A 10,945-nucleotide genomic window follows, 5' to 3' on the forward strand; every position below is an offset into this window, starting at 1 on the left:
ACCCCAACGCCAAAGTGGTCATGGTGACCTCCTTAGGCGGTGTCGGCGACAAATTCGCCGAGGCCTTGCGGTTGGGGGCAAAAACCGTTATATCGAAGCCCTTCGATGCGGAAGGGGTTCTGAAAACCCTGCGTGAAATTTAGCCATTGTACAGGTCATGGCCAGGCCGAGACGCCTTTTGGCTGTACACTCAGGCATAACACCATTTATTGACAAGGGGAACAGACATGGCAGTTAAGTTTTTCGGACAGTTTCTGCTTGAAAAGGGAGCTGTAGGGAATAAGGATCTGCTCAAGGCCATTGAACTGCAGGGAACCACCAACCTCAAATTCGGCGCGACGGCACTGTCGATGGGGCTGCTTTCGGTCGACGCTTTTGAGCGAATCCATGATGCTCAGCGCATTGAGGATCTCATGTTTGGCGACATGGCGGTCAAGCTGGGAATTCTCTCTGAAGAGCAGGTCAAGCAGGTGCTTACCCGGCAGAAAAACAACCATCTGTACATTGGCGAAGCCCTTGTGCGCATCGGCGCCCTGAACTCTGAGGATTTGAAGAAATATCTGGATGCCTTCAAGGAAGACCAGGCCCCCTATGTTGTCGATCGGATTCTTATTCCACCGGGGGTGCCCAATACCAACGTCTGGGAGATCGTGGCCGACCTGACCTTCAAGATGCTGATTCGTGTGGGCGGTCTGTCGGCCCGGCCAGGCATGTGTCAGATTACCGACGGCCTGGATCCCTCCGACCTGGTTGCGGTCATGCCGTTCAAGGGTTCGGTCAGCGGCCGCTACCTGCTCAATGTATCGACCAATATCCGGAAAGAACTGGCCAAGGCCATTCTCAAGGAGGACAATGTCGATAACGAACCGCAGGAAGTACTCGACGATACGGTCATGGAGTTCATCAATATCGTTTGTGGCAATGTGGCCGCTAAGGCCGCCCAGCTCGGGCTTACCTTCGAAATCGACCCGCCTTACCTGGTCACCGGACAGGCCGGCAGGCTCATGGTCGGCGAAGGTGAAGCGGCCCTGCTCTTTCCGGTTTATGCGGCTGACGGCGATACGGTCGAGTTGGCGCTCTTCATCAGCAGGTAATTGCCTCAACCTCGATCCCTTCTGCAGGCCACCTTATAACAGGGTGGCCTGTTTTAGTTTTAATCCGGTTTGTTGAGGCCAAGGCGACCACGGGTTATCGGCAGGATGATCCTGAACAATTCTTGACATTTTCAGCCGCTATGTTTAGATATGATCTTAATTGTTGATGTCCACCCAGGAGGAGTTACCCATGAAAATCAAGCTCGTAGCAGGAAGCTTTCTGGTAGTGCTCGTCGCCACGGGCAGTTCCCTGGCCGGTCAGGCGCAGAATAACTGTGGTTGTGGCCTGGGCACCATGCTTTGGGGCAGTAAGGCGGATGGGTCGATCCTTTCCCAGACCATGCAGGCGACCACCAACGGCCTGTTTGGCAACCAGACTTTTGGCATTACCTCGGGTACGCTCGGCTGCGAGCAACCGGAAAGTATTGGCGCCGACGACCGCACCTTTGCTTATGTCCGCGACAATATGGACGGATTGGCCCGGGATATCGCCGTTGGCGAGGGTGAATACCTGGAGACCCTTTCCGAATTGCTGGCGGTTCCTGAGGGGGCGATGGCGGCTTTTGCCGGCAACCTGCAAAAGAATTTCAGTCAGATTTTCGTAACCGGTGAGGAGTCGGCCGCTGTTATCCTCGAACGGATTGTCGTCGCCGCCGGCTAATCTTCTTTTGATGGTTTTCACAGCGTTTTTCTTGACGAGGCACAGATGCAGTTCCTGCTTTCTGTGCCTCGTTTTTTGTGTACTCAGTACGGTCACGCCGGCCGCGGGCGCCGATTCAGGGGCAGTCGCCAGGCTGCAGCAGAATGTCCTGCAGATGAAACTGCACGAGCAGCGTTATTGGCAGGTGCTGCTGCACTATCGTGAGGTGGGCGACGGCTGGGTAAGTCAGATCGATGATCCTACTTTTTTTCTCGCGGCAAAGGGCAAAACCAGCCCGCGAGATGAGCTGCTGGCGACCGTGGCGGCTTTGTTTGGACCGCAAAGGGCGGCAGAAGAAAGTCCACGTTGCCGTTATGTGGCACGGCTTGCATGGTTGCAGACGGAACTGGGTTTTCCGGTGATTTTGCCGGACGCCGCGGAGTGTCCTGATTTTCAACGGACCCTGCAGCGAGTCGATCCAAGGGCGGCAACCCTGGTCTTCCCGGGCAGCTATCCGAACAGCCCGGCATCGATGTTCGGGCACACCCTGTTGAATTTTCACGGGGCATATGAGAGCAAGCCGCTTGCCCATGCGGCCAACTACTCGGCGTACACCGATGAAAGCAACGGCTTTGCCTATGCGATCAAGGGTATAACGGGGGGGTATCGCGGCTACTATTCGCTGCTGCCGTATTATGACAAGATCAAGGAGTACAGCGGCCTCGAACGCAGGGATATCTGGGAATACCGATTGCGCCTGACGGCCGCTGAAAGCCGGAAAATGTTCCTGCATCTCTGGGAGCTGCGTAACATCTATTCCGACTACTATTTCTTTGATGAAAACTGTTCCTCCAACCTGCTCTATCTGCTCGAGGCCGCGCGCCCGGATTTGCGCCTGACCGAACCGGCGCCGCTCTGGGTCATGCCGATCGATACGGTGCGCCTGGTCGATCAGCATGATCTTGTCGAGCAGGCCAGTTACCGGCCGTCCATTGCCACCTTGCTGAGCCGCCAGGCGGACGTACTAGATTCCGCTGAAAGGGGTCTCGCGCAAAGGCTGGCCGGGGGTGAAATGCGGGCCGAAGAGTTAGCCGAAGCCGAGCTCGATGGGGAAAGGAAAGCCCGGGTTCTCAATGCGGCGGCAACGGCTGTCGAATTGAAATATATCAAAAAGGAGCTGGATCTCGGCGCCTATCGCAGCCGCTATCTTCAGCTTCTGGATGAACGAAGCCGGCTTGGCGCTGGCTCCGCGGATGGTCATACTGCGCAGGATCCGGTACGCCCCGACCATGGCCACGGGACGACCCGGCTCGGCCTTGGTCTGGGCTACTCAGGAACGCGCTGGGTACAGGAATTGAATTTTCGCCCGGCCAATCATAGTCTGCTTGACCCCGAAGAGGGGTATCTTTCTGGCTCGCAAATTGAGCTGGGGGCCGTGGCCATAAATTTTAATGATAAAGGAAGACAAGTTCAGTTGAAACGATTACAATTAGTCGATATCGTTTCGCTGTCTCCGGTCAACGCTTTTGATGCGCCGCTTTCGTGGCAGGTGAAGCTGGGCCTGCGCCGTCAGGTTCTGCCGGAAGGCCGCCACCTGGTTTCGTGCCTTGGCAGCGGCGGCGGATATGCCTGGCAGGCAAGCCGGATGCTGGGTTATCTGCTGCTGGAGATCGAGGGGTTGCATGAGCGCCACATGCAGAACGATATCGCCATTGGCGGTGGCGCCAGTGCCGGTTTACTTGCACAGATCGGGGGGAGCTGGCGCGTGCATGTCAGGGGCCGGCAGATTCACTATCTGCTCGGGGAGAGGGGCTGGAGCGGTTCCTTCGATCTCGGGCAGAACCTGCGGATCAACCGGCAGAACAGTCTTTCCCTCGAGCTTGCGCGACGGCTGGATTTCGGTATTTGGACGACGGAAGGGATGCTGCTCTGGAACCGTTACTGGTGAACGGATCGCTTTGCGGGGCAGCAGGACACATGAGGCGCTATGGCAGCAACACCGACGATTCTTCTGGTCGATGATTCCCGGTTCTATCTTGAACTGGAAAAAGGTTTTCTGCGGCGGACCCAGGCTGAACTGCTGACCGCCCGCAATGGGCACGAGGCGTTTAAGCTGATCAAGGGGCGGCCGCCTGACCTGGTTTATATGGAGCAGGACCTGCCGCAGCTCGACGGCGCCACCTGCTGCCGGCAGATTAAAAGCGATGCGTTGTTGAAGGACATCCCTGTCATCATGCTGCATGATCTTTCGAATAGCCATGGCGCCGGCCTCTGTCACGCGTCGGGCTGTGATGCGGTGCTGCAGAAGCCGTTGGAGCGAACGTCTTTTCTCGCTATGGGGAAACAGTTCCTGGCCATGGTCGAGCGCCGGGATAAGCGGGTTGTCTACCGGCAGATGGTCGTCTTGCGCCAGGGGGAGGAGTGTTATTGTGTGACCAGCGAAGAGATCAGCGAAGGGGGACTCTATGTTGGCTTGGATCGTCCGCTTCGGCAGGCGGATGACGTCAGTCTGAGCTTTGTCCTGCCGGACTCCTCGTCCGCCGTGGTCGAGGCGACCTGTCGAGTGGCTTGGGCCAACCAGGGGCCGAACCGCTCCAAGCTCGATCTCCCTTCCGGAATCGGCCTGGAGTTCAAAAATATTTCCGCAGGCGGCAGTGACCTGATCCGCAATTTTGTCGAAAAGAGACAGGCCTATCCCGGAACCTGTCTAACCTGAGGCGGTTGCCGAAGCGGGTTGCGGGGGAGTTTATAATAATAACATCCGAAAAAGGGCCCACTGCGGGCCCTTTTTTTATTTCTACTAAACATAAGGGGGGGCAAGTCATGGGTCGTTCGGGCTCTATCGGATGGTCCGGACCGGGTGTTTCGTGCGTTTTAACTGGTTGAGGAATTGGCTAGGTCTAACTAGCGGTTTGAGCGTTAGTTTTTGCCCTTTATTGAAAATAAAAAAATTGACAAAGTTGTGCCACTTGTTTTATAAAGTTTTGGTCAGACCAATTTTCAGTTGCCCGCTCGGCGACGTTTGAGAAAGCTGGATTTATGGTAGAACTCTTACTGATTCTGGTCAGCGCAGTTTTTGTCAACAACTTCGTGCTGGCCCGGTTTCTTGGCATTTGCCCCTTTCTTGGGGTGTCAAAAAAGGTCGAGACGGCTCTCGGTATGGGCATGGCGGTCACCTTTGTCATGACCGTGGCCACGGTAGTGAGCTGGTTCATCCAGTATTTCATTCTGATCCCCTACGGCATCGAATACCTGCAGACGATCGCCTTCATTCTGGTCATCGCCTCGCTGGTGCAACTGGTCGAGATGGTGATCCAGAAGGCAAGTCCCGTCCTTTACCAATCCCTGGGGATTTTCCTGCCCCTCATCACGACCAACTGTGCGGTGCTCGGCCTGGCGGTTCTGAATATCCAGAAAGGCTATTCCTTTCTCGAGGGGGTGGTTTTCGCCCTCGGAGCCGCTCTTGGCTTCACCCTGGCCATGGTGCTGTTCGCCGGCTTGCGCGAACGGATCGACCTGAGTCCCGTCCCGGCCAGTTTTCGCGGCACCGGGATCGCCCTGGTGACGGCCGGACTCCTCTCCCTGGCATTTATGGGATTTGCCGGATTGGTCAAGGGGTAGCCCAGGTCGGTGGCCCGTCCCCCCGCCTAAGTTGAAGGGATAAGTCGATGATAGAAGCTGTCGTTAGCATAGGCGGCATCGGCATGCTGGCCGCGGTGGCGCTCGGTATTGCCGCCAAGAAATTTGCCGTCGAGGTGGACCCCCGGGAACTGGCGATTCTCGAAGTGCTTTCCGGGGCTAATTGCGGCGCCTGCGGCTACCCCGGTTGCGGCGCCTATGCCAAGGCGGTTGCCGCCGGCGAGGCTTCGGCCAGCCTGTGTACCCCGGGGGGCGCCGAAGCGATCGAAAAGGTCGCCCATATCATGGGGGTGGCTGCTGAGGCCGCCGATCCGCAGGTGGCGGTGGTCCTCTGCCAGGGCGATAATCGCAAGGCCAAAAACAAATACCGCTACCTCGGCATCGCCGACTGCCAGTCGGCACAGCGTTTGGCCGACGGGCCGAAGACCTGCCCTGGCGGCTGCCTCGGGCTCGGCAGCTGCATGCGTGTCTGCCCGTTCGGCGCCATTGAAATGACAGCTGACGGGCTGGCGGTGATCAGCAGGGAAGCGTGCACCGGCTGTCGCAAGTGCATCCAGGTTTGCCCCCGCGCGGTGATTCGCATGGCGCCGCGGGCGGCAACTGTCCACGTGCTGTGCAACAGCCATGACAAGGGGGCCGTTGTCCGCAAGTACTGCTCCATCGGCTGCGTTGCCTGTCATATCTGCCAAAAGACGGTTCCCGAAGCCTACAAGGTTGAAAACTTCCTGGCCGTTGTTCAGCATGAGTACGATGATGAAGCGCTGGCGGCGGTGGAAAAGTGCCCCACCAAATGTATCCGTGACTTTGCCGAAGGCTATCCCGAGGGCAGCACTTATAAGCTGCCGGCCAAATCGGCCCCCGGGCGGGCCGCCTGAACCATGCCGGATTACTGGATGCTGAGAAAACCATGAAACTCAAGACCTTCACCGGTGGACTGCATCCCCCGGATAATAAGCAGTGGTCATCCCACAAGGCGATCGAAGACTGTCCTTTGCCGGAGCAGTTGCTGATTCCGCTCTCGCAGCACATTGGTCTGCCGGCCGACCCCTGCGTGAAGCCTGGCGATCGGGTAAAGAAGGGGCAGCCCGTCGGGCTGGCCAAGGGATTCGTCTCGGTACCGGTGCATGCTTCGACCTCGGGCGAGGTGCTGGCCGTCGAGCCGCGACCGCATCCTTCGGGGCGCGACCTGCCGGCCGTGGTTCTTGCGCCGGATGGTGCCGATGAGTGGGTGGACGGGATTACGGCCGCCCGTTGCGAAGACCTCTCCCCGGATCAGATGCGCGAACGAATCCGCGCTGCCGGCGTGGTCGGCATGGGCGGGGCGACCTTCCCTGCGCATGTCAAGCTGTCGCCGCCGGCGGAAAAACCGATCGATACCTTGATTCTCAACGGTGTCGAGTGCGAGCCTTACCTTACCGCCGATCATCGCCTGATGCTTGAAGAGCCGCAACGGATTCTGGCCGGGATTGCGGTGATGCAAAAGGTTCTCGGCGTGTCCCGGGTTTTCATCGGCATCGAGGCCAACAAGCCCGATGCCATCGCGATACTGCAAAAGCTCTGTGCCGGCACCGGGATCGAAGTCGTGCCGCTGGCGGTCAAGTTTCCGCAGGGCGCGGAAAAGCAATTGATCAAGGCGATCACCGGGCGCGAGGTTCCTTCCGGGGGGCTGCCGATGGATGTCGGCCTGGTGGTGCAGAACGTCGGCACCGCAGCGGCGATTGATGACGCCGTTACCCATGGCCGACCGCTGATCGAGCGGATCTGCACGGTGACCGGGCCCGGCGTGGCCGAACCGAAAAACCTGCGGGTCCGCATCGGCACCCCGCTGGCTCACCTGGTGGCACACTGTGGCGGTCTTGCCGGCGACCCCGCCAAGATCATCATGGGCGGGCCGATGATGGGCATGGCCCAGCTTTCGCTGGCGGTTCCGGCGACCCGAGGAACATCCGGACTGCTACTGTTCCGTGAAAACGAACTGTCGCTGTGCCCGGAAGGGCCTTGCATCCGCTGCGGACGGTGCGTGCGGGTCTGTCCCGCCCAGTTGCTGCCGACCACCATTGCCGCCTATGCCCGACTCGAACGGATTGGCGAGGCGGAAGAGTATGGCGCCATGGACTGTATCGAATGCGGTTGCTGTACCTATACCTGTCCGGCGGCGATCCCCCTGGTGCAATCGATCCGCAGCGGCAAGGCGGCCATTCTGGCCAAGAGAAGGAAGGGCTGACGTGACCAAGCCGGAGAAGAAACCAGTCTATATTTCGTCTTCCCCGCATGTGCATTCCGGGGAGACCACCGATAAAGTGATGCGGGCGGTCATATACAGCCTGCTGCCCGCCAGTGCGTTGTCGATCTATTTCTTCGGCCTGCCGGCCTTGGTCCTGCTGCTGCTGTGCACGGTCGGCTGCGTGGCCTTTGAAGCCCTGTGCCAGAAAGTGATGGCCAAGCCACTGTCCATTGCCGATGGCAGCGCGGCGCTGACCGGCCTGCTGCTGGCTCTCAATCTCCCGCCGGCCTGTCCCTGGTGGATGGCCCTGCTCGGTTCGGCGGTGGCCATTATCGTTGCCAAGCAGGTCTATGGCGGCCTCGGCCACAACCCGTTCAATCCGGCCCTGGTGGCCCGGGTGGTGCTGCTGATTTCCTTTCCGGTGCAGATGACCACCTGGAGCGCCCCGGCCCCCTTTGGCTCAGCCCCTGATGCGATAACTATGGCTACCCCGCTGGGTGAATGGAAAACGGCAGTGATGCTTACCGGCAAGCTGCCCGAATCCCTGCAGGCCGGGCTCGGCCACTATTTCATCGGCAATATGGCCGGGTCGCTTGGAGAAATTTCAGCGCTGGCCCTGCTGCTGGGGGCGGCCTATCTGTTCTGGAAGAAGATCCTGACCTGGCACGTCCCGATGACCTACCTGGGGACCGTGGTGATCCTGTCCGGTCTCTTCTGGCTGATCGATCCGACACGCTATCCCAGTCCTCTGTTTCACCTGCTTACCGGCGGTCTGATGCTGGGCGCGTTCTACATGGCCACCGATATGGTCACATCCCCGGTCGCGCCGCGCGGCATGCTCGTTTTCGGTGTCGGCTGCGGCGTGCTGACGGTGCTGATTCGCCTGTTCGGAGGGTATCCCGAAGGGGTGTCCTTCGCCATTCTGCTGATGAACGCAGCTACTCCGCTGATTGACCGTTTTTCCAGGCCGAAAAAATTCGGTGCCGTTCAGGCGGGGGGGGCGGGATGAAAGATATCCTCAAGCTGGTCGTTGTCCTGACTCTGATTGCCGGTGGCGCCGGTCTGTTGCTGTCCCTCGTCGAGCAGGTCACCCGCGCACCGATCGCGGAACAGCGCCGCCAGGAAACCCTCAAGGCGCTGCTGGCGGTGATGCCGCCCATCGACAATAGTCCTGACGCCGATACGGTGGCACTAATCACCGGTCAGGATAAAAAAGGGCGTGACGTGCAGCGGGTTTTTTACCGCGGCCGTATGCAGGGGGTTCTGGCCGGGACGGCTTTCAAGGTGGTGGCCCCGGACGGTTACAGCGGCAACATCGAGATCATGGTCGGCGTTGACTCTGAGGGGACCGTGACCGGCCTAGAGATCCTCGCCCATGCCGAAACTCCGGGGCTGGGAAGCAAGATTGAAGACCCTTGGTTCAAGGGCCAGTTTCTCGGAAAAAATCTCGATAATGCCGACTGGCGGGTCAAAAAGGACGGCGGCGTCTTTGACCAGATCACCGGTGCGACCATTTCGCCGCGGGCGATTGTTACCGCCGTCGCTGGCGGGCTCGAGTATTACCGGAAACATCGTGCCGAAATCACGTCCGGCAGGGGGGAAGCAAAATGAATCTGCTGAAAGATTTTTCCAAGGGGATCTGGCGTGAGAATGCAGTATTCAAGCTGGTTCTCGGGATGTGCCCTGCCCTCGCCGTGACGACCAGTGCTGAAAACGGTCTCGGCATGGGGCTGGCCACCACCTTCGTGCTGATCTGTTCAAATATTGCCATTTCCCTGTTGCGCAAGATGATTCCCGGTGGTGTGCGGATCCCTGCCTTTATTGTCGTGATTGCCACCTTCGTCACCGTTGTTCAGTTGTGCATGGAGGCCTACGCCTATGACCTCTATAAGGCCCTCGGAATTTTTATCCCCCTGATCGTCGTCAATTGCCTGATCCTCGGCCGGGCCGAAGCCTTTGCCTCGAAAAAACCCGTACTCTCCGCCGTTGCTGACGGGCTGGGTATGGGGCTGGGTTTCACCCTGGCGCTTTTCGTGCTGGGCTCGGTGCGCGAACTGCTGGGATCCGGCAGCATTCTTGGAATCTCCCTCTTCGGCGCCACCTATCCCCCTTTCCTCCTGCTGATCCTTCCGCCCGGCGCTTTTATCGCCCTCGGGTTTCTGCTGGCCGGGATGAACCGGTTTGAGAGCCTGCGCAAATAGGCTCGCCAGGCCCCATTTTCTCGCCGAATTCCCCGCTCCGATGCCGGCCCGTTTCGGGCCTGCTTTCGCCCCCCGTTAGACTCCCATGCTAATCCCCACAAACGCCCTTTTTAAGCTACTTCACGACCAAATTGAGTGCATACTGTATACTGTATTTTTTCCTTGACAAAGAATTTGATTTATCTTAACTTGCATCCCGCGAAGTAACGTAAACGCTATCCAGCAATTAGACACAGTCTACATTTGGGAGGAGCTAATTCATGCTTGAGAGTTATCTGCCGATACTCGTCCTCATCCTTTGCGCCATGGCTCTCGCCGTGGGCTCAACCTTGTTTTCATTTCTGGTGGGGCAAAAGAAGCCATCCGCAATCAAGCTGGCTCCTTATGAATGTGGCATGCCCCTGGTCGGGACGGCCCGTCAGCGGTTTCCGGTGAAGTTCTACATTATCGCCATGCTCTTTATCCTGTTCGATATCGAGGCCGTGTTTCTTTATCCCTGGGCGGTCGTGTTCAAGCAGCTCGGGATGTTTGGATTCATCGAGATGGGTGTTTTCATTGCCATCCTTCTCGTTGGTTACGTTTATGTCTGGAAAAAAGGAGCGCTGGAATGGGAGTAGAGAAAACGCTGGGGAATAATGTCGTTACCACCAGTCTTGACAAGCTTGTCAACTGGTCCCGGTCCAGGTCGCTGTGGCCGATGACCTTCGGTTTGGCCTGCTGTGCCATCGAGATGATGGCCACGGGTGCGGCGCGTTTTGACCTTGACCGCTTCGGGGTCATTTTTCGTGCTTCACCCCGCCAGTCCGACTGTATTGTCATCGCTGGGACGGTAACTAAGAAAATGGCACCGGTCATCAAGATTCTTTACGAGCAGATGCCCGAGCCTAAATATATCATTGCAATGGGCGCTTGCGCCTGTTCGGGTGGGGTGTTTGATACCTACAGCGTTGTACAGGGGGTTGACGAAATAGTGCCGGTCGATGTGTATGTTCCCGGTTGCCCCCCTCGTCCCGAAGGGCTTCTCTATGGCATCATGAAGCTGCAGGAGAAAATCATGAAGGAGCGTAACTCCTTTGGTGCGGCGATCGGAATCGGCGAAAGAATCAACGAAGCCTGATCCGGGTGATCATCTTTTCGAATTGATTGC

Annotated in this window: 12 protein-coding genes; all 12 read left to right on the forward strand. The window is 58.2% G+C overall.

Features of this window, described 5'->3' with window-relative positions; translation table 11 throughout:
* Window positions 1–227 precede the first annotated feature (227 nt).
* The 12 genes from ABYV89_RS10145 to ABYV89_RS10200 all read left to right on the forward strand — a co-directional run bounded on the left by ABYV89_RS10145 (window position 228) and on the right by ABYV89_RS10200 (window position 10,915).
* Window positions 228–1,094, forward strand: coding sequence for a chemotaxis protein CheX (locus ABYV89_RS10145; protein WP_432822838.1), 867 nt, complete (start codon window positions 228–230; stop codon window positions 1,092–1,094).
* 190 nt (window positions 1,095–1,284) lie between these two features.
* Entirely contained in the window at window positions 1,285–1,755 is a 471-nt protein-coding gene (locus ABYV89_RS10150; RefSeq protein WP_432822839.1) for a DUF3015 family protein, read from the forward strand.
* Between the two features lie 154 nt (window positions 1,756–1,909).
* Window positions 1,910–3,682: an Lnb N-terminal periplasmic domain-containing protein gene (locus tag ABYV89_RS10155; protein WP_432822840.1), complete on the forward strand. Its 1,773-nt coding sequence runs from the start codon at window positions 1,910–1,912 to the stop codon at window positions 3,680–3,682.
* Window positions 3,683–3,721: 39 nt separating this feature from the next.
* On the forward strand, window positions 3,722–4,450 hold the full coding sequence (locus ABYV89_RS10160; protein WP_432822841.1) for a response regulator: 729 nt from the start codon (window positions 3,722–3,724) through the stop codon (window positions 4,448–4,450).
* 323 nt (window positions 4,451–4,773) lie between these two features.
* Window positions 4,774–5,355, forward strand: a complete 582-nt coding sequence (rsxA, locus tag ABYV89_RS10165) for an electron transport complex subunit RsxA (protein WP_432822842.1) — start codon at window positions 4,774–4,776, stop codon at window positions 5,353–5,355.
* Between the two features lie 47 nt (window positions 5,356–5,402).
* On the forward strand, window positions 5,403–6,248 hold the full coding sequence (locus ABYV89_RS10170) for an RnfABCDGE type electron transport complex subunit B (protein WP_432822843.1): 846 nt from the start codon (window positions 5,403–5,405) through the stop codon (window positions 6,246–6,248).
* 32 nt (window positions 6,249–6,280) lie between these two features.
* A complete protein-coding gene (rsxC, locus tag ABYV89_RS10175; RefSeq protein WP_432822844.1) occupies window positions 6,281–7,597 on the forward strand; it encodes an electron transport complex subunit RsxC in 1,317 nt (438 codons plus the stop codon).
* 1 nt (window position 7,598) lies between these two features.
* Window positions 7,599–8,606: an RnfABCDGE type electron transport complex subunit D gene (locus tag ABYV89_RS10180; protein WP_432822845.1), complete on the forward strand. Its 1,008-nt coding sequence runs from the start codon at window positions 7,599–7,601 to the stop codon at window positions 8,604–8,606.
* On the forward strand, window positions 8,603–9,208 hold the full coding sequence (locus ABYV89_RS10185; protein WP_432822846.1) for an RnfABCDGE type electron transport complex subunit G: 606 nt from the start codon (window positions 8,603–8,605) through the stop codon (window positions 9,206–9,208). Before ABYV89_RS10180 ends, ABYV89_RS10185 begins: the two co-directional genes overlap by 4 nt.
* Window positions 9,205–9,798, forward strand: coding sequence for an electron transport complex subunit RsxE (gene rsxE / locus ABYV89_RS10190; RefSeq protein WP_432822847.1), 594 nt, complete (start codon window positions 9,205–9,207; stop codon window positions 9,796–9,798). The genes ABYV89_RS10185 and rsxE overlap by 4 nt, the downstream gene beginning before the upstream one ends.
* Before the next feature lie 260 nt (window positions 9,799–10,058).
* Window positions 10,059–10,415: an NADH-quinone oxidoreductase subunit A gene (locus ABYV89_RS10195; protein WP_432822848.1), complete on the forward strand. Its 357-nt coding sequence runs from the start codon at window positions 10,059–10,061 to the stop codon at window positions 10,413–10,415.
* Window positions 10,406–10,915, forward strand: a complete 510-nt coding sequence (locus tag ABYV89_RS10200; RefSeq protein WP_432822849.1) for a NuoB/complex I 20 kDa subunit family protein — start codon at window positions 10,406–10,408, stop codon at window positions 10,913–10,915. Before ABYV89_RS10195 ends, ABYV89_RS10200 begins: the two co-directional genes overlap by 10 nt.
* Window positions 10,916–10,945 lie beyond the last annotated feature (30 nt).

The sequence above is a fragment of the Trichloromonas sp. genome, from assembly GCF_041583255.1.
GTDB lineage: Bacteria > Desulfobacterota > Desulfuromonadia > Desulfuromonadales > Trichloromonadaceae > Trichloromonas.